The organism is Candidatus Vicinibacter affinis, assembly GCA_016714365.1.
GTDB lineage: Bacteria > Bacteroidota > Bacteroidia > Chitinophagales > Saprospiraceae > Vicinibacter > Vicinibacter affinis.
Genome location: JADJNH010000007.1, coordinates 544,957 through 566,872 on the forward strand (window position 1 = coordinate 544,957; position 21,916 = coordinate 566,872).

At 43.0% G+C, this 21,916-nt stretch carries 4 protein-coding genes; 1 reads left to right on the forward strand and 3 read right to left on the reverse strand.

Annotated elements, in window-relative coordinates; translation table 11 throughout:
* Nucleotides 1-407: 407 nt before the first annotated feature.
* The 3 genes from IPJ53_17095 to IPJ53_17105 all read right to left on the reverse strand — a co-directional run bounded on the left by IPJ53_17095 (nucleotide 408) and on the right by IPJ53_17105 (nucleotide 20,980).
* A complete protein-coding gene (locus tag IPJ53_17095) occupies nucleotides 408-19,454 on the reverse strand; it encodes an HYR domain-containing protein (GenBank protein MBK7800819.1) in 19,047 nt (6,348 codons plus the stop codon).
* 24 nt (nucleotides 19,455-19,478) lie between these two features.
* Nucleotides 19,479-20,138, reverse strand: a complete 660-nt coding sequence (locus IPJ53_17100; protein ID MBK7800820.1) for a hypothetical protein — start codon at nucleotides 20,136-20,138, stop codon at nucleotides 19,479-19,481.
* Nucleotides 20,139-20,416: 278 nt separating this feature from the next.
* Nucleotides 20,417-20,980 carry a hypothetical protein gene (locus tag IPJ53_17105; GenBank protein MBK7800821.1) on the reverse strand — a complete coding sequence of 188 codons (564 nt, stop codon included), beginning with the start codon at nucleotides 20,978-20,980 and terminating at the stop codon, nucleotides 20,417-20,419.
* A gap of 500 nt (nucleotides 20,981-21,480) precedes the next feature.
* Between IPJ53_17105 and IPJ53_17110 the strand changes: the two genes are divergently transcribed.
* Nucleotides 21,481-21,861 carry a DUF559 domain-containing protein gene (locus IPJ53_17110; protein MBK7800822.1) on the forward strand — a complete coding sequence of 127 codons (381 nt, stop codon included), beginning with the start codon at nucleotides 21,481-21,483 and terminating at the stop codon, nucleotides 21,859-21,861.
* Nucleotides 21,862-21,916: the final 55 nt, after the last annotated feature.

A 21,916-nucleotide genomic window follows, 5' to 3' on the forward strand; every position in this document is an offset into this window, starting at 1 on the left:
TGTCTTGACACAAAAAAGAACCAAAAAAAATCAAGGCTGTTTTCATTTCTTAACGCTAAAACTGTTTTAAAAAGCTAAACAAAATAAACTCGCATTAAGCAGCAATAATAGCTCTTGGCCTTACTGTCATATATTTATCAGATTATCTGCATGCGAGCTCAAACAGTATTTTGTTCTTAACGCTTTTTAAATCAGTTTTAGCTAAAATGAAAAAGGCCGATCTGAATTTCTCATTCGAAAATTATATGAGGTATCGGAATCTATTTAATTCTGCTATTAAAGATGTTTCATTTATACTTAATCCCTATAAAATTTACCTGACTCTGTTTGTTCCAGTTATCCGGAACAAAAAAAATACCCCCGAACAATTAAGTCCGGGGGTATTTTTAGGTTAATCTGATATTGGATTATCTCGTTAAAATCATTCGCTTTGTCGCAGTATGGTCATCAGCATCCAACTGATAATAAAGAATACCATCTGCATTCAAATCATCGCGTTTAAGCTGAATTGTATTGAGGCCTTTTTGTCCTTTGAGTTCGTATACTCTTAATACTTTTCCTGAAAGGTCATAAATGGTCATTTTAACTGCTCCTGCTTTAGGCAATCTGTAATTTACCACAGTCTGCTTATTAAAAGGATTTGGTTCATTCTGATACAATTCAAATACTCCGGTTTCTTCAAATCCTTTCGCTGTGCGAGTTCCGAGTTTGATACTCAACTCTTGTCCCTGAGCATTGTATGCCTCAGAACGAGTTATGTCGCTGGTTATTCCCAGTTTCTGAGCCAACTTACCTGAACCTAAAGCTCTGAATGTTAAAGTAAACAGAATTTGGTCAGGCGCGATGGTTTCACCTTTCGAAGAATTCCAACTTGTAGTCAAATATCCATTAGCCAATGCCATGGTACCAAAGTTGGCATCGGAAACTCCTACTGCACCATTTTCAATTCCTTCAAAATTCAAACTCTTCTCATCAAATTTCAGTGTAAACTGATATCCGGTGATCTGATTGAAATCAGAAGAGCGGAAATGAACTTTTACCAACTCTCCAGGTATAAGGTCCTCCTGATCAATTTCCAAAGAAAGATCTCCATTGGATCTGTTGTTGATAACCTGAAGATTATTAGCCTGGGCATTGCCATTAACATCACCCATTTTCACTCCGATAAAGTCAACTATTCTGTTGGAATCAAGATAAACTGCAGCCTTTCTTGGTGCACCATATGGATTCATTGGATCTGCGAACACATGTTCAGAAGGAATGAATGTCCAGGATCTAACTTTTGCAAATTCGCTGTTGATACCCAAAATCAATTTACGTATTTCAGCTAGGTCGGCAGCAGTTATGCTTCCACTGTTATTTACATCCGCAGCAATCATTTTGTATGGAGAATTCAAGGCAGCCTGACCCAAAATATGCTTCTGAATCAATACCACGTCTTGAGTAGAAACTCCATTTTTGTGATCGTCATTGCGATCCGGATCCACTGTATAGTTGACACCCATCTCAAGATCTCCAAACAAATAAGGATTTCCAAGTCTCTGAATCAAGAGGTTTGTGCCTTTAAACAAACTCACATTCACCGGAACAACGATATCACCCTTCTCAGTCTTAAGCTCACCTGAAATTCTGGCTTTGTTGTTAAAGTTGTCCGGACAAATGTTTTGGTTGTCCTGAACGATAACAGTTGTTTTGCAGTAATCTTTATTTCCTTCTTCGTCCTCTACCCACATTTCCACTTCAAGTTTCAATTCATCGTTTGCCTTTGCATTCACAAAATCATCACAACAAACTGTTATAGAAGCTTTGGTAGGATCAGCATCAAAATAGAATTTCAATTTGTCTTTAGAGGTACAATTATCGTAACTGCCCAAATCCAGATCCTTTGCCCAGATGTCTACGCAACCGGAAGAAGGCATTGGCACAGTAATGATACCTGTATGACAATAAGGAGTTGGTGCTTTGCAATCTTTAACTTCAAACAAGGTCTCGCACGCCCCTACGTTTCCGCAGCCATCTTCTACAAACCAGCTGATTCTGTGAATACCAATAGGATAGGTTCCACTTGCATCAAATGGATTCTTAGGATCGTCTGCGAATGGATTGTGGCTGAATTCCACAGTATCTCCCTGAGCATATTGCTTTTTGGTAAGACTTCCTACTCTGAAATCCCAGCCACCATGAACTCCAACTTTGTCATTGTATGCATCGATTTTGTACTCGTAGAACAACCAGTCCTCAGGAGTACATTTATCGGTTGCGGATGATGTAAGACTGATGTGTCCAACACAAACACCCAATTTTGCATTTATAGTTGCCGGCTCACATGGTCCAACATTACAAGTTACAACCGGTTTGTCCTGATCTCTTACTTTAATGATCTGAACTCGTTCCCATCTTCCTTTTGTAGGATCGATGAATGGATCATATTGACACCAATCAATCACTACCCACTTTCTAAGAACTTTGAAACAAGCATCCGGCTCGATAGTAAAGATCTCGTCAAAATGTTCGATGGAGATCAAAGCACAATTGTCGTCCGCATTATTGATAATAGTAGGCTTGCCTAATTGAGGATTGTCAGGACTGATGTCAGCACCGCAACCGTCAATTGTGACAGGGGTCTGGGTACACACTCCATTTGGCCACAACAAGTCTGTAAAACGAGGGTCATTACAAGTTACATCATCCACATAGAAAGGATCACAGTCTACTACCCAGATGGTCTGGATTGAGGTGATGTTCAAGTTGTTTGGTCCCTGTGCAGAAATAATCCTTTGGATCACTCCTTGTCCACATTCACGGAGGTCATTTACTGTAATTGTATAATTAGCTCCGCAATTGCTCAGTACATAACCATCAAAGCCCCATTGCAATTCATACTTACGATCCCAATGTGCTGTGTCAAAATATTTGTAATAATACTCACAAGCCTGATTAGGTGCAGGTTTAGGAACTGTGTTGGTAGCTACATATCCAGGATAACCTGTAATGTCATTCCTTTCACAGAATTTAGCACAAACCAAATCCTGGGTTATCACTTTCTTTCTATCACTCAAGTCACTAACTACACGACCAAAAGTTGGATCATTCGGGTCAGTGATCTTGTTGATGTCAAACCAGAACCAACAGCTTACTACAATATTTGGTGGAGCAACTACAGTTGGTGGATTTTTACTCTGAACTTCCACTTCCACCATACAATCATTGAATCTACCATACAATGGACTCGTTCTGTTGTTCATTCTGTTAGGCGCAACAGGACCAGCTCCAGGATCTACATCAAATACCCTTAAAACTACCATAACACTTTGTGCAGTATTGGTGCAACAGAATGAAGTGGCATCGTCAAAGTAAACCTGGTTTCCGGTAAGTGCAGAATTATCATCCCCGTTAAGTCCACTACAAGCTACTGTATTGTTGGCGTTGCTACCATTGTTGGTACCCAACAATTCAGCCATTTGAATGACTTTGTAGTAGATGTGGTCTTTACAGTTGTCGAATGAACCTTCGTCGAATGATTCAGCATAAACTGTGGCAATGTTTTGACCAGGAGATTGATTTCCGGTGATGGATACAACCGTTTTGGTACGGCAAACCGGTACCGGAGGAGTTCCATCAAATACATTCACCATCATTTTCTTAATGGTTTTGTTACCACAATTGTCTGAAGCAATTAACTCAGCAGCATGGAGACCTTCAGGAAGATTGTATATAATCCATTGGCCATTTGGCAACTGAACAGGATTACCTACTTTCATTTTAATCACGTAGTTGATGCTGTCTGAACAATCATCTTTGAGCCATGGACTTGCCACATCCCAAATTGCTTTGCAATCAAAAGCACCTGTTGAAAGCGAGATAGTATCCGGATATGCAATCTCTGGACCTTTTTTATCCAATACCTGAATAACCTGGATGTATTCTATCGGATTTACTCCGGCTATGACAGGTAAACACATATTCCTAACCTTCCAGTAACGGAGGATTTCGTAACTGTTTTCGCAGATGTCGTAAACTTCATCATCATACCTGATGGACAAAGCACATCGGCCTCTCTTATACAAGTCAATGTCATCTATAGTAGGCACTCCAGTTCCGATCCATCTTACCACCTCATCAGGACCCCAGCAGAAATTCTGCTGAGTATTCCAGTTTGGATGTGGCTGGTAGTAAACTGGATAAGGATTTGGATGTCCGGCAAATTTTCCGGAAGTAATATCATTCCATCCTAAAGCTCTTGGTAAACGCTCACCGGATAGATCTCCACCGGCAATTGTTCCACCTGTCGCTTTCCAATGAGCTGAGTCAAGCAAATATCCATCTACGCATTCAGGATAAGCCACAAAGTGACCTGAAACATCCTTGTCATTAATTCGCTGAGAACACTCTAAATGAGGTAGATCAAGATCATCATAGCTTCTAGGCCATCTGATCTTTGTAAGATCCATTCTTTCAATAGATATTATTTGTGCACAAGAATCTCTGTTTCCATAAGCATCCTCTACAAACCACCAACGGTTCACAACAGCTACATACGGCACAGCACATTCTCCTAATTCTGCAACTTCATCAAAGTATGTGATTACAGCTGTAGGTTCACAATTAGTAACTACCGCACGACCCAAATCATTTGGATCCAGAGTAGAAATACAACTTACGACAGTATCCCGAGGACAAGACAATTTTGGTTTTTGTTTGTCTTCAATACAAACTCTACCCCAACAAGAATTACCTGTACGCGGGTCTCTGATGGTTACCTTGAAACACTTACCCACATCGTTGTAGGTGAAGGTGCTTGCATGAGGTACTCCTCTGTCATCGGTTACGATGATTTCATAATCATTATAGCACCAATGGTTTCCACCTTCAAGGATCATGTCCGGTGTAAGAACTGCGGTGCAGGATGCATCTAAGGAAAGATTGATCAGATCATTACATGCCAGCTCTCCTGAACTAGGTACATAAGGTTCTACAGTCAAGGTGAAGCAAGAGGAGTCTCTGTTTCCGCTCTTGTCTATTCCGTAAATGCAAACCCTGTTTTTACCAACCGGGAAGAAAGTTCCACTAGGAGGTATTGAATACACAGTATCCAGCCCACATGAGTCTTCTACATTTGGCGTGAAGTAGTAGAATTTACCACATTCACCCGGTTCTGCTCTGATGACAAGATCTTTCATTGCAGTGATTACCGGACCGTTGATATCCTTAACATTCACTGTAAACATGCACATTCCCTGATTGCCTGAAAGATCCCGGAGTGTATAAGTTATCTTGGTTGTTCCGATTGGAAGAACTAAAGAATCACAAGCTCCCGGAGTTACATTTTTGGTAATCGGACCAAGTACGGTAGTTACAACCCCAGTTCTGGCAGTTGTACAAGTAGTAACATATTCCATTACCATTGTACCTCCCTGACAATTGTCATTGATTTGTGGATGGAACCACAAGAATTTCTTACGGCACTGTCTGAAATCAGCAGTAATGGTGGTATCCCTGAGATTAGAAGGCCCTTTACAAAGAACTTGTAATCTCCAGTTGGTAAGTACATTGGATATTGCAGAATTGAAACAGCTGTTGTCCTCAATCTCCAATCTCCAGGTACCTTGACCCTGCTCACCGTAAAACTTGTTAAAGCTTTCCTGAGGAATATAGAATCCACCATTGCCAAAATTAGGCACGCAGGCTGCTCCATTAATACTTCCCAACGTTCCGCCCTTATTGTCAAGGGCTCCGAAGTTCAAATTAAATGCAGTAGAAGAATTACAAACATTCTCCCAAAGTTTAACACGTGTTCCTCTTGGGCTTATCAAAGTAACCTCCCAATCACCTAAGTCCTGGCTGGAAGTTCCTGTCATGTTGAGAATTCTTACCCCACCTATGATGCAATTGTTAGCAATGTTTACAGTTGATGCAAAACACTGGCCTTGAGTAAATGCTACATTGAGGTTAGTTGGAATTCCACTGCTAAGTGAGTCAAGTCTTCCACAAATCGGAGCTTGTTTGTCAAGTATGGTAATTGGCACCTTGCAGCAAACCGGAGGATGAACGATAGACTGCATGGATACTGTATCCAGATTAGCAGTAGAGAACAAGTTTCCAGGATTCCAGCTTCCGATAGAAGCAGCATTACAAGACTCCGCTAATTCCCAATCGGAACTTCTATTGTTATCAATATGATCTTTTCTGTAGTAGGATCCACGGCAGAAATGTGGATTTGTAGCACCGGCCCAATCTGCAGCAAGTACTACAGCACTGGTACCTCGTCCAACAGGATTAAATCCATTGGTAGCCACCACATCGATCACGCGATCAACCAATCTTAAGATGTAAGCGCGCTGATCGTTGATGCCTGCCTGGGTACAATTCATGTGGAAGAATCTGCTGGCTGGAACGTCAACACCGGAACCGATGTGGAAGGTCGCTACCTGACCAGGAGCAAGGAAATGCATTGGCATCAAAGCGAAGGCTGGAGGAAGGGTATAATTACAGATTGATCCTGCAGGCCCGACTATCTCAATACTCAAGCAAGTGAGGTCAATTATTCCACCACCATAGTTTCCAATCTCGAGGTAATCTCCATCCACCAAATCAGTGGTGATGAATCCCGGTACCGGATTTGTTCTTCCAATTGTAATCGTTCCACCGGCTATAGGTGTACCCAATTGTTGTGTCACTTCCGTGATTTTCAACAATGGCTGATCTGTAACACAATAAGTAATGGTATCTACCCCAACAGGGAAGAAACTTCCTGCTGCAGAGTTAAATCCTGACTTTATCACTGTTCCAGTACTGTCAGTAATGGTATAACTCACCAAAGTGTTTGGACAGTTGTCTTTAATTCCGGTAGGATCAATACCATCTGCAGAAGTAAGGGTACGACCGCATGAATCCAAAGCAGCATCAAAAGTTTTGGCTGATGGACAAGTAATGGAAGGAAGGTCCCAGAAATCGTTTACCACGATCTTAAGGGTACAGGTATCCTTATTTCCGCAAGGGTCTGCAGCTTCAAAAACAAGAACAGTAGTTCCGACAGGGAATCTGCTACCTGATTTCAGGCCGGTCTTGTCAATTTGTCTTACAGTTGGGGTACTACAATTGTCAAAAGCCGCCATTGGTGAGAAATTCACATAAGCATCGCAATGGAAGGTTTCTGCTGCCACGACAATTGGAGGTCTTGGACAATTGAAGAATACTGGTTTTGTAGTATCTGTTGTACCAATACGCAAAGTTCTGGTGGAGAAATTACCACAATCATCCGTTGCTGTGAAAGTCACATCCTGGAATCTGGTATCCCCGCAACCGCGAACCCATCGATTATCACTGAAATTATGTCTCCAGGTGATGTTGTCACTACACATATCAGTTGCAGACAATCCACCAAGAGTATCCAGCCATGCGGTAATTTCATCGTCATTACCTGCACCGGATTGATCACATTCTGTAAGTTTATTGTATCCACCGGTAATTACTGGTGGTGTGATGTCGCGAATATGGAAAGTTGCTTCCCTGAAGCTTGTATTTCCGGAACAATCCGTTGCGGTAAACCGGTAGATCACGCTGTCTGTATTACTGCATCGGTCATACTCACGGATGAGGTCATGCTCGTATCTGACAGTTCCATTACAAGGATCGTCAAGTACAATTCCTCTTCCATTTGCTGCCAACCAAGCGTTCAATTGTGCAATATTTCCTTTACTGTCGCAATCCACCACCTCATTGGCTGGATTTACTAACCATACCGGAGGAGTCGTATCGCGTACAATGAATCTTGCAATGGTTCCCAAAGAGATGTTTCCGCAAGAATCCAAAGCATTAAACATGTAGGTAAGAATTCTATTCTGACCACAGGTTACCTGCGTACGCATCAAAGTAGTATCCCAGGCAAAAATACCATCGGTGAGGCTGTTGATATCCGTTTGCAGCGGCAAGGTGTTCAAACGATCCAGAATATTCCATTTCAGATTTCTTGCATTCGGTTGTGGGCTGTGGAAACCTGAAGCGGTCATACCTCCAAACATCACCACCCCACTTCCCCAAAGGGATTGAGCAAGTATCGGTCTGTTGGCACCACCATTCTCACGAATCATGACACTCATGGATGGAGGTCCTACTATGGAATGTCCAAACAAACCACCGGTGTAATTTACTCCGGTTGGAAGGTAAGGGCCAGACACAATTGGTCCGGAAGCATTGACACTTCCTACCCAGGTAGAGCCCGGCGTATAAAGAATCTGCACCCCACCAAATCCAAGATCAATATTGCCACCTTGATTTGGTGCAGAATTCAATAATAATCTTCCTCCGCAAGAAACCCAGGCTTCCATTGCTGCCCTGTTGGCATTTACAAAAGTGTTGAATGCATTGGCAGAAGCATCACTTCCATCTATGTATATAAATCTATAATTTCTGGAGAAGATGGTAGAAGCAGGGGTGCCAAAATTCAATTGATCCCAGTTTCCAGCTCCAAATACCTGATTCATGGATGTTGTGTAATCATTGTAAGATGGTCCACCTCCCCATGGGAAAGATGGATCTGTTACCAACGCAGCTCGTGCCCCGGTCAAAGGACCACAGGATACGCCACTGCATAAATCGATTGCTTTGGCACCTCCATGATTGGCGATCCAAGAAGCAAAATCATTTACATTGCCAGTTCCATCACACTCTACGACAGTATCCTTTGCAGGTGAAGCGATTTCCGGAGGAGTTCTATCCACAACTGTAACTGTTGCAACTGCAGAAACACTGTTGCCACAGAAATCTCTGGCTGTGAAGGTTACGGTAGCAGATCCGGTTGTACGGGTACAACCATTGGATAGACCTGTATAATTATTTGAATAGAAAATTTCTGTTGAGCATGAATCTGTAGCAATACCATCTCCATTTTTCAACAACCATGCTGAAATCTGAGCGTAAGGATCATTGGTGCCATCACATTCAATAGTCAAGTTAACCGGTCGCACATTCCATACAGGATTGTTGTTGTCGATCAGGAATACTCTAAAAGTAACCGTACTGAAATTGCCACACTCATCTGTTGCAGTAAATACAATTGGTGTACCTGTTGGATTGTTGCATTCCAGTCGGAGGCTATTACGGTTAAAGTTATTGGTCCATCTTACTCGTGAACATGCATCCGTTGCAGAAGCCCCGGCATTGGTATTTAACCAACCGTCTAACTGACCGTATGTTGTAGGTACTCCACAATTGATGGTAAGATCTGCACCGCCTGTGATAGCAGGGGCTATTCTATCCAAAATAGTGAAGGTGTCATAAGCAGTTGCAGTGTTTCCACAAGAATCGCGTGCGGTGAATTCGAAAATATATTTACCGGTGTATTGGCTACAGCCGGATCTTCTGTCAAACACCAGCCAAGTCAGACTTCCTCCGGCACAATTGTCCGTAAACCTCGCTGTATTAGCCCAGGCCGTCATTCTTGCTGTTTGTGGAGTACCATCGCATTCTACTGTCAAAGGTCCAGGGGTAATTACCACCGGCGGAGTAAGGTCAGTTCGAATGGTTCTACTACAAGTATTGGTACAACCATTTGGAGTAGAACGGGTATAAGTCACCACGAAAATTCCACAAACTCTTGGAGTAAAGACAGCTGTTCCATTGGCATTCCTCACCAATGTTGCCCTTCCGCCAACTGTGTCTGCGGATGTCCAGATACCATCATTTGGTGTGGCAAGTGGAGTCAAGGTAATAGGCGTACCCACACAAACAGAATCTGCACTTGCAGTAAAACAAGATATCAATGGAGTTCCAGATTCAATTTTTATCTGATGGCATTTAACTGCTTCACAGAAGCTGCCTGCAGGATTGGTTCCGCAAGATGCATAAGTGATTCTTTCTGTGAGACATATTTCAAAAGTTGAAGGTGTTACCGGAGGAGTTGGTCCTATGGTAACAACACCAGTTGCAGCATTAATTGTAACTCCGGCCGGAGCAGCAGGAACCAAAGACCAGGTTCTGGTCAGTGTTCCATTGTTACCCCAAGTGTCAGAATTCAGGAACGGAGTGATTGTAACAGTAGCCAAAGGCTCCCAGCATACAGCATCCTGAGCATCAAAATTAGGCTGAGGTTCTTCTGTCAGCAATACAAAAGCGGTATCAGATTTAGGGCCGCAAGCTCCGGTTGCACCCGGATAAGAAGCAGGCACCGTGTACACAACCTGATGACAACCAGGCATAGCTGACATGGTCTCATTTCGGATGATGAAGGCAGGTCCTGTCAAATGGGTCCAGGTTCCTCCCCTGGTGGTAGAATCCAGATATAATTCAGAAAGATCGAAGTCCGTAAACGGATTAGGAGATCCAGCACTGAAATCATAGCATCCTCTAACCACATCAGGGCCGATATTTGGTATCAAACCACGTTTTACTTCAACATTTCGGGTAAAAGTAGCACTGCAACCATCAGGTGAATTAACTGTATAGGTAACTGCGTGTATTCCTACTCCGGCAATTGCAGGGCAGAATTCATACTGTGGATGGCCTACACCCGGAACAGGTCTTACACCTCTTCCTGTAAACACACCACCTGTTGTTCCAAGAACAAGGGCATCCAAATCCTGACATGGCATGTCAATACACAATGGACCTAATGGTCCCCATTCCGGATTGTTAACCGTAACACTGTTTACTACCCGAATCACTTCGCATACCTCTGCACGGCAAGTAGTACTCAAGCCACAAGCTGTGGTGGTTATCACTTCTTCCATACAGATGGAAGCTGTTCCATTGCCAACTACAGTTATAATTCCTGTAATTGTATTAATGGTCACAACAGAAGTATTGGTGCTTCTATAGTTTCTTACAACCGAGCCGCTGTATGAAGGACTGGTTATAAAGTTGTTGATGTCATAAGTGACGGATCCGGCCAATTGATTCCAACAGATTGCATCCGGCAAATCAAAGGAAGGATTTGGCATTTCGCCAACGTGTACAGTAAAGTCCTGTGTGGCCAAACAAGCACCGGTAGCGCCAGGGAATGAACGTACAGTATATCGTACTGTATAACATCCTGGATTTGTAAAGTGCAAAGTATTTTCCACAACAGCACCGGTACTGGCAGCAGGACCGCTTACAAATGACCATGTTCCACCGCGTGTCGCTGTAGGACAAAGCAGATCTGTCAGATTATGACTTCCCAATGTATATCTTGAAGCCAGTGTAACCCCATTGAAAGGTCCGTATGTATTGGTGTTAGGTCCTTTTGCCTGAGTAGCACACTGTAAAGTATCCCTTGTATCGGTACAATTAACCATTACCGCAGGATAAACCACGATATTATGAGTTTGTACAGCAGTACAACCTGCCCCATTTTGTACTGTATAAGTTACAGAGTGAGTTCCAGGGCCTGCAATACCAGGACAAAATTCATATTGTGGATGGCCTACTCCAGGCACAGGTCTTACACCTACTCCCGTGAATACACCATTTGGTGTACCGGTAACCAGGACATCCAAATCCTGACATGGCTGATCTACACAGAAAGGACCAATCGGGGTCCAAGTAGGAAGGACCTCTGTGTTGGATTGATGGATCGTTATTCGCTCACAATGAACTTCAGGACAGCTGATATTTGGCGGTAGAGTTCCACAAGCTGCATAAGTATTTGTTTCTGTAACGCACACTTCGAAAATACCTGCTCCTTGAACCGTCAAGGTAGGGGATTGTGCTGTAGCACTGCTTAAAGTTAAAGCAGGTCCCCCTGAAATTACCGAAACGGTCCAATTGAATGATCTTGTAGCTCCTACTGCAGAATTTTCACCATTGTAGAAGGTTGGAAGCGTAAGGGAGCCGGCAACACCATTCCAACAAGCCTCTTCAGCTACATCAAAATCAGGTTCTGCTGCTTCAGCCAACAGTAAGAAAATGTCATCACTCATTTGGCCACAAGCACCTACAGCACCCGGGAATGCAGCTGGAACGGTATATCTTAATTGATGGCAACCAGGTTCAGCTGAAAGTGTGTAATTTCTAATGGTCCCACCTGTCCCACTAATATAGGACCATGTACCTCCTCTGGTAGTGGTAGGCAATAACAATTCTTCTAAATTGAAATCTATAAAAGGTCCTCCAGAGCTCTTGTTGAATACATAACAACCTCTAGCAACATCAGCACTTATTACTGCATTGTTAGCAGGGAATACCGTAACCAATCTGCTGAAAGATGCAGAACATCCGTCCGGAGAATTTACTGTGTAAGTTACTACATGGGTACCAACGCCGGCTAATGAAGGGCAGAATTCATATTGAGGGTGTCCTGTTCCAGGCACGGGTCTTACGCCATGTCCTGTGAAAATTCCACCAGGTGTACCGGTTACCAAAGCATCCAGATCCTGGCATGCCTGATCAATACACAATGGACCAAGAACAGACCAATTAGGATTAGTTACTGTTGTATTGTTCACAACCCTAATGGCTTCACAAATTTCTGCAGTACATGTGGTGCTCACTCCACTGCAAGCAATGGTGGTAATTACTTCTTCCATGCAGATGTATGCTGTACCATTTCCAACTACGGTAATTAAACCGCCAGCTGATATAGTTACCACTGAAGTATTGGTGCTTCTGTAATTTCTTACCACGGATCCTGTATAAGCAGGGCTGGTGATAAATTGGGTTATATCATAGGTAATAGAGCCGGCCAATTGATCCCAGCAAACTGCGTCCGGAAGGTCAAATGATGGATTTGGCGCCTCTCCCACATGGATGGTGAAATCCTGTGTAGCTGTACAAGCTCCCGTTCCGCCAGGGAATGAAGAAACAGTATACCTTACTGTATAACATCCCGGATCAGAATAATGAAGAATTCCATTGGCAACTGTTCCGGCAGTTCCTGTAGGTCCACTGACATAAGACCAGCTTCCACCCTTAGTTGCGGCAGCACAAAGCAAGCTTCCCAAACCGTGCACATCGTGCGTATATCTTGAACTTAAAGTTACCCCATTAAAAGGACCATAGTTGTTGTTATTTGGTCCGGTTGCACGAGTGGCACACTGAATGGTATCGCGAGTGTCCAAACAGGCAAGCGTAACCGCAGGAAAAACTGTAATATTATGAGTCTGAACGGCAGTACATCCTGCACCGTTATTTACGGTATAAGTGACTGCGTGTGTACCCGGGCCGGCAATTGCAGGACAGAATTCATATTGTGGGTGACCCACTCCCGGAACAGGTCTAACACCTACTCCTGTAAATACGCCTCCGGAAGTACCTGTAACTAACGCATCCAGGTCCTGACATCCCTGATCTACACAGAATGGTCCGATGGCGGTCCAAGTGGGTATAACTTCTGTATTGGATTGGTGGATCGTAATACGTTCACAATAGGTTTCAGAACAACTGTTTACAGAAAACCCAGGATTATTACATGAGACAAGCGTCTCTGTAAGGCAAATTTCAAATATTCCAGCACCCTGAACCGTAATTGTAGGGTTTTGGATCGTATTGTTATTGAAAGTTGGTACAGGGCCTGGACCACTAATTAATGTAGCAATCCAATTATATGTATGGCTAGAGGCTCCTCCACCATACGTATTTCCATTATAAAGCGGATTTAAACTAACAGACCCAGCTACCCCATTCCAACAAATTTCCTCAGCTACATCGAAGCTAGGTGTTGGTTCTTCTGAAAGGGTAAGGTTAAGGTCCATAAACATAACACCGCAATCTCCAGTAGCCCCAGGAAATGATGCCGGTACAGTATACCTTAGTACGTGACAACCTGGCTCACCATAATAGGTTTCGTTAAACGGTCCGGCTGAATTTGGTCCTGAAATTTTGGTCCAAGTACCTCCTCTTGTCGTACCAGAAAGATAAGTTTGAGTAAGATCGAATTCAATCATATTGAACCCATTATGAACAATACAACCTGATCTAAAAGGAGTTAGTAGACTGGCATTCTGAGCCGGGTAAACAACCACATTTCTACTGAATGAAGCTGAACATCCATCAGGGGAATTTATTGTATAGGTCACTACATGAGTCCCTACCCCTGCTAATGCAGGACAGAACTCATATTGCGGGTGTCCAGTTCCAGGTACAGGTCTGACTCCATGTCCGGTGAAAATTCCACCTGTTGTACCCGTAACTAATGCATCCAGGTCTTGACATGCCTGGTCTATACATAATGGTCCAAGAACTGACCAATTTGGATTTGCTACTGTAGTATTGTTTACTACTCTGATGACTTCACAAACTTCTTCAAGACAAATAGACAATGTACCAAAACAGGCAAATGTGGTAATGATTTCTTGCATGCAAATACTGGTGGTACCATTTCCAACAACGGTGATTACGCCAGAAACAGGAGTCACTGTTGCAACGGCAGGATTGGTACTTCTGTAAGATCTTACTACAATACCACTATAAGCAGGGCTGGTAATAAAGTTGCCAGGTATGGTATATTGTACCAATGAAACCTGATCCCAACAGATGGCATCCGGTAGATCAAAGCTTGGATTTGGCCTTTCCCCAACATGAACTGTGAAGTCCTGTGTTGCGCTACATACACCGTCTAACCCAGGGCCAGACAATACAGTATATCTTACGGTATAACATCCCGGATTGGTAAAGTATAATAAATTGCCAGCTACTGCACCTGTATTGGCAGCTGGCGCACTCACCAACGTCCAATTTCCTCCTTGCGTAGCAGAGGCGCAAAGCATAGAATTTAAAGGATGAGTGCCTAGCGTGTATCTTGAAAACAAGAATACGCCACCATGAGGTCCGTATAAATTACTGTTAGGACCTAATGGCATGGTAGCACACTGAAGAGTATCTCTGGTATCTGCACATGCAACAGTTGCCGCAGGATAAACCACAAAACTGTGACATTCCACCGCAGAACAACCAGCACCATTATTCACAGTATAGCAAATTGTATGCGTACCAGGACCTGCCACTGCTGGGCAGAAACGGTAATTTGGATGTGATGGATCCAATTGTACACCATTTCCTGTGAAAACTCCACCCGTATTTCCTGTGATTCTGGCATCCAAATCAATGCAGACATCATCCACACAGAAAGGTCCTGCTGAAGTCCAGGTAGGAATTACTTCGATGTTGGTTTGATTAACCACAAGGATTTCACAATGCTCGTTGAGACAAGATGTAGGAACAATGTCATCACAGTCATCGTACTCCAATGTCTCTGTCAAACAGATGCTAAAGGTTCCAGCACCCTGTATAATTACTGTTGGTTCCGCAGAAGAAGGATCACTAAATGTAGGAACAGGTCCAGCTCCTGAAACTAAATTTGCTGACCAGGAGTAATCAATGTTAGATGTACCGGTTCCAAAAGTCGCACCAGTATAAAGCGTAGGTAAGCTGGCAGATCCAGCGATTCCATCCCAACATACCTGTTCAGCAAGATCAAAATCAGTTTGTGGCTCTTCAGTGATCATTAGGAAAACTGTGTCGATCATTTCGGCACAGACACCTGTAGCCCCAGGGAAAGCCGCAGGCACCGTATAAGTCAATTGATGACATCCCGGGCCGGCTTCAAAAGTCTCGTTTAAGATTCTACAACCAAAACCTGTCAGATCATTCCAATATCCACCTCTTGTGGTTGTTTGCAAATAAAAATCAGCAAGGTTAATGTCTGTCACATATTGTCCACAAATAGCAGAAAGTCTAAGGTCAAAACAACCTTTCTCCAAGTTTCCAACCAAAGTTGCATCGTTGGCTGCATTTACTCTGATGAGGGTGCAATAGGATTGCTGGCAGGAAGGATCTCCTGTGGTAGCACATATTAAATAAGTTCCTGCACCAGCAGCACTTGGATTAAAGACAGCTGTAGTACTGTCGCTATTTACTGTTAAACAGGAGCCGCAGGAAGCGGTCCAGATTACTTCCTGGGTATTGTCTCGGTTGAGTGGATTACCATCCTGAATACTTGGATCAGGCGTAGTCAAAGAAAGATTTATGGCAGCAACATCCACACATGTTACTTGTGGAGCCACAAAAGATGGATCACTGGAAGCACTCACTACCATAAATGCCCTGTCTACATCCGTGCAGTTTGCGCCAGTTGTAAGAGAATAGGTCACTTCAAAGCTACCTTCCCCTGCTAGTGCAGGAGAAAACATTGCAGTACCATCTGTCATACCTATAAGTCCGGTTGTAGCAGGAGAAACAGACCAAACTCCTGTTTGATCACATTGTGGCAATCTTCCTACCATATTAGTGGTGATGATTACTTTATTGTCACGTGTACAAACTGTTGATGGAACGTTGATCTCCACATCCGGTCTTGGACAAATAGTCACGATAATATCATTGTTGATATTGTCCGGATTACAATCCTGAGGGAGTGTATAGGTCACGTTTACATCTCCGCATCCACCGGTATAAAAGAAACCGTTTGGCAATAAGATACCGGTGATGGCAGGAACTGAAATTGCAGAAAGGCTGGCACTGAAAGTACCACCACCTAAAGACCCATTGGCTAATAAGGTAGAATATGGTATAAAAGTACCTGGAGTTGCACAAATTTTAAAGTCCTGAACCAAGTCATTTCCGTTATCCGGAATATCATTGTTGATAAGAATGTCAATGCAATAGTTCTCTTCGCATCTTGGGTCCCCAACACTGGCACACACTGTGAACAAGCCCGGACCAGGCCATCCGTCACCTTCAAGGTCTGCCGGTTGGAATGTTCCATTAATACCGGGACCGTCAGTAACCCCTGAACCAGTCCATCTTACATCTGCATCCACTAAAGCATTGCCTGCTTCATCCAATCCACTAAGCAGACTTAGAGTAACAGGGAAAGTAGAGGACCCTTCACACAATGGAGAAACCGGGGTAATTCCATTTGGACTTGCCCCATCTTTATAAATGGTTACCACTTGATTGTAGACAAAATCAGGACATCCGAACAATGCGCCTGTAGGGTCGTTGATGGTCATTTTAATGGTATAGTTACCGGCTACCACATTGCCCGGATCTATTATTACAGGTGGCAGCGTACTGATCGTCCCTGTTACTGGCGCTCCACCGATCAAAGTGTTACCTGAAGGACCAGAAGTTACTTCAAAAGTTACCTGATAATCAAAGCAACCATAAAATATTCTATTGGTGTCGTTTATGCTGAATGGTGTAGCATCCTGACACATATCATCCGGAAGATCGAAAGATCCTTTAGGACATTCGTTGATGGTAATGGCAATATCGTCAGAGGTTACAACTCCCTGACAATCTGTGATCGTATATCTTAAATTTAAGACAAGACAACCTCCATCATATTTTGCGATGTGAGAATATCCGGCACCGGTTGGTGGAATGATGTTCACACCCGGAGTTACCGGTCCACCAAGATTTGGAACCTGAGACAAAATCGTCCATTCTCCACCCTGAGGTGCATTTTGTAATAAGTAGGATTCAAGATCAATTTGTGCATCCGGACACAGACAAATTCCAAAATTATCCACCAGGAATGGCGGAGCATAATCTTGTTCTACCTTGATGGAACGGGTAAGTTCCACATGGCAATTGGCATCGCCAACTGTATAAGTTACGGTATAAACGCCGGGACCGGTTGGCTCAAAAATGGCAGGGTTACCACCATTACAGCGATTGTCCGGTGGAGCCGGGCTCACGAAATCTCCTGACCAATAACCGCAATCCTGTGCAGTAGCTAAATCCAGGTAATCGCATAAGTTTAATGGTAGATCAGACATACATACTGTTCCGGGGTTGGTCCATGCAGCGTCAAGTGGATTCACTTGAATCAAAACCTGACAGTTGCCTAAAACGCCACTTACATTTCCCGAACAGTCTTCTCCCCAAATTGGAATATCCTGAAGTCCTAGTTGGCCACAGCCAAATGAGGCTGCATCATTTCTTTCCATTGGGAACCCATCGCAATTGTCGTTTACAGTAGCTATACCGTTGAACCAATCTTGTGGTATGGTAACAGTAGAATATATACAAGTATTTGGATCTATGGATAAATAGAAAACAGGAGCCGGCAATGGGCAGTCAAGCAATAAATCCGGTGCCGTAACATCCTGAAATCTTAATAAGTTGTCGCAATTAAACAATACCGGCCCGCCATTAGGGTTGCCATTGCAATCTATAAATGAAAATTGAACATCCACCTCGTCATTTGGGAAAAGTGGATTGCAAATGATATTTCCTGCAAATACAGGAACGTTACCACCAGGAATCACAGGAGTGCCTGGTGCAAATAATTCGGTTTCATAACTTCCATTCCCATCTAAGTCAGCGTACATTCCAATCTGGGATGGATCTATTATGGAACAATTGTCACTAAAAATACTGGCGTCTCGGATGTCAGGAACGTTTGCAGAACAGGCTACATCAACCGGTAATAGAACCTGGGATGGACACACTGCTCCTGTAGGTGGCGTTACATCGGATACGGTAACTGTTAAAGTACAGCAATTGCTTGGAAGAGGTCCGGCAGGAGCAGGATCCAGGTTGCCATTGCCAAAGCAATCCTGAGCACATATTCTTATCGTAATTACCCTTGGGCCGGCGCATCCACCGGTGATCGTTGGGAAGGTATTATTTATAAAAGAGCCGACATTAGGATTGGTCACGCCCAAAACTCTTTGAGAATAAGTAAACGGACTACCGCAGGCATCCGTGGCAGAAGCAAGGCCTCTGAAATCGGCTACCGTATATTCACAATTGGCATCAAATGCATCTGTTGCATCAGGCGGACAAGTAGAAAGTATGGGTGCAACCTGATCGCGAAGACGTATGGTTACGGAAGAAATATTGGATAAGTTGCCGCAAGCATCTGCTGTACGATATTGAACAGTAGTGCCTAGGTTAGGTGAAGTCGAACAAGCCAGATCCGGTACAGGAAAACCACTCACAATAAATGCGTTGGCAATCAAAGTAGGATCACTGGTACAGTTGTCTGCTACTCTGGGTCCGGTAACAACACTTAATAGGTTAGCAAGTGAAACAGTACATCCACTGTCTATATCCAAAATCAATGTTGCAGGTATGGTTAGTGTTGGGTTTACCGCATCAGATACCGTATAGGAATCAGTGTTGGTAATAAAACATAAGGCACCGGTTCCAAAATTTAAATAAGTGGTCACCAATGAAACATTAAAAGAGGTCCCATTCGGACATGTTCCGGATTGAGGCACAAGTCCGGGAGTACCTGCAGGTGGTATCTGGATTGGCGTGGCACCCCCAATTCTTGTAAAGCCCATGCAGGAAGCAGTTGCCTGCCAATTATGCCCGGTGGCCACATTTGGAGTCAGGTACAAACAGCCTACTCCTAAGGCAGCATTTATTGGATTATTATTGCCTTGGGTTACGCAAACGTTCATGCCTGGAGCACAAGGTCCTTGTGCTGATAGGTTTTTACCAGGTCCAAATAATACCAAACACAGCGCGAGTACACCTGTGATGGCTTTCATTGCCTTTACGGGATTTCTTAAAAATGTTGTCATGGGGTTGATTTTTGATTGCCTCATTTAAAGAGAAATTGAATGATCGATGATAAAAATTTGGATCGGGTCATTAGGATTTTCAGGGCTTTTCACAATCTTATAGCTTTGTCCTCCACATTTTAGTTTACCATCATTTACCGAGACAGGTTTTTCATTGAAATTAACCCCCTCTGTGAGGATTACTCCCTTTGAAACCATCGATACATGGTTGGCGAAAAACTTAAATTTGGTCTCATTGTAACCAGTACTGGCAATTGAATCTCTCAATGCAGCAGGCAGTTTCCGGTACGAAACGTCAGGGTAAGCGAAGAACACAAAATTGAAATCAGGGTGGCTGTTCATAAAGAAATTAACGGTAGGGTCGTTCAACAGTCGCGTAAATTCACCAAGCTCAGCCTTGTCTTTGAGCGCAGCATTGACAAGGGGTAGTATAAATTCACTTTTGAAGTTTGCAGAATTATTAGAAATTTTTGTAGAATCAGATATAATGGGTTGACTTACAGTGTCTTTGTCCGCTTTTTTTACCTGTGAAGTGCAGGATAATAGATTAAAAGCAAAGAATGTTATGAGGGAAATAGAAACCAAGCCTGCATTCAGACGAAACTGAACACAGCACGGACTGCCATTCGGGGAATACATCCCGGACTTACAGTCAATTAAAGCAAATGGAGCACTTAGCTTCAATTCTTGCGCTTAATTGATTAAATAAATGGAAAGGGTGCAATGCGGGAAGGCTGATGGCTTCGTCAGTTCAAACCGGAATTACCTCTTTCTTTTAAATACCTTGAGCTTGGTTATTGACTCAGCTGCAAAGTAACAAAAACACTTTTAAATATATAGAATTTTTTAAGAGAATTTGATAAATTTAATTTTTACTTGATATTCCTCTGTGAGCATCAAGAAACTACACTGCAAAATAAAAGTGGATATGGAGTATAAATGGACTCCTGTAACCCTGGGTTTTACTGTATAAGCAAGCCCTCAATAAGATAAATTCTGGTCTCTCGCCCGAGTGGAAAGGTTGCCACAATATTGGCGGTCTGATTACCAATTTGTACAGATTTCATGTCTTCTGTAAAACTCAGCTTTTCTCCCGTCAAACTGGTCGCCCCGGACCAGGAAAAATCAGTCGCCTTAACAATACCCCTGCTCAGCATCTGTAGTTCGAAATCATCGGGTATCTGATCTTCCAGCTTTTTTCTTCTCTCTCCACTGAGGGTCTCAAATGCTTCATCAACAGGAATAAAATAACTCACCTTTAATCTTTTATCGTCATACAACATGGGTATCACGGAACTTGAGTTTTTAAGCATCCGATTATAGATTGTCAAATCCTGCCTGCTCTCTACAAATTTCATCACTGCTTCCGAAGCGGCAATGGATTCTTCTTTGCTGAATTTGTGGTCGTCCTTGTTTCCACTTTGGACAGTAGCTTGATTTTCCTGTTTTGCAACAGCCTGCTTTTTACATGCAGGAAGAATAAATAAAAAACTGATAAAGTAAATAAGGCATTTGAAGGTAGACATGGAAGGCTGATTTTTTAGATGGGTAAAGTTAAGGGAATGTGGGGGAATTTCAACTCACCCCCCGACCCCCTCTCTTGGAAGAGAGGGGGGGAGAATTTGGGGTGGGTTGAAATTACGTGGATACCGTTCAACTCACCCTGCCCTCTCTTAAAAGAGAGGGGGGGAGAATTTGGGGTGGGTTGAGATTACGTGGATACCGTTCAACTCACCCTGCCCTCTCTTGAAAGAGAGGGGGAGGAAATATGGGGTGGGTTGAAATTACGTGGATACCGTTTCAACTCACCCTGCCCTCTCTTAAAAGAGAGGGGGAGGAAATGTGGGGTGGGTTGAGATTACGTGGATACCGTTTCAACTCACCCTGCCCTCTCTTAAAAGAGAGGGGGAGGAATGTGTGTAAAGTTTGTATGTTTCTCTTTTTTTTAAACTAAAACAAAAAAGTGAATAGAAATAAATCTCAATTAACATTTTACTATTTTCACGGACCTAAAAAATAACACCCTATGTCTTTTACTTTCCTTGCTCGGAAATTGAGGAAGAATCAAACAATAGCAGAATCTGTTTTTTGGAATCATGTCCGCAACAGAAGATTTATGAATTTAAAATTCACCAGACAATTTGTAATTGAACAATCCAATATAATGGGTCGAAAAGAATTTTACATTGCTGACTTTCATTGCCATGCTTTAAAAATGATTGTAGAAATTGATGGCCCAATTCATCTTATGCAAAAAGATTATGATGAACTCAGACAGCAGCATTTGGTTGAAATGGGTTTCCATGTTATTAGATTTAAAAATGAAGAAATTATTGAAAATTGGGTTGATGTGGAAGAACGATTAAGATCTGGTGTATTGAAAAGATTGGAGGTTATTAGAAAATAAAGAATCAACTCACCCCCCGGCCCCCTCTCTTAAAAGAGAGGGGGAGGTTAAAAGA

What these genes read in the sequence shown, in the direction of transcription:
- IPJ53_17110 (MBK7800822.1), top strand. Translation starts at nt 21,481, where the DNA reads ATGTCTTTTACTTTCCTTGCTCGGAAATTGAGGAAGAATCAAACAATA.
- IPJ53_17105 (MBK7800821.1), bottom strand. Translation starts at nt 20,980, where the DNA reads ATGTCTACCTTCAAATGCCTTATTTACTTTATCAGTTTTTTATTTATT.
- IPJ53_17095 (MBK7800819.1), bottom strand. Translation starts at nt 19,454, where the DNA reads ATGACAACATTTTTAAGAAATCCCGTAAAGGCAATGAAAGCCATCACA.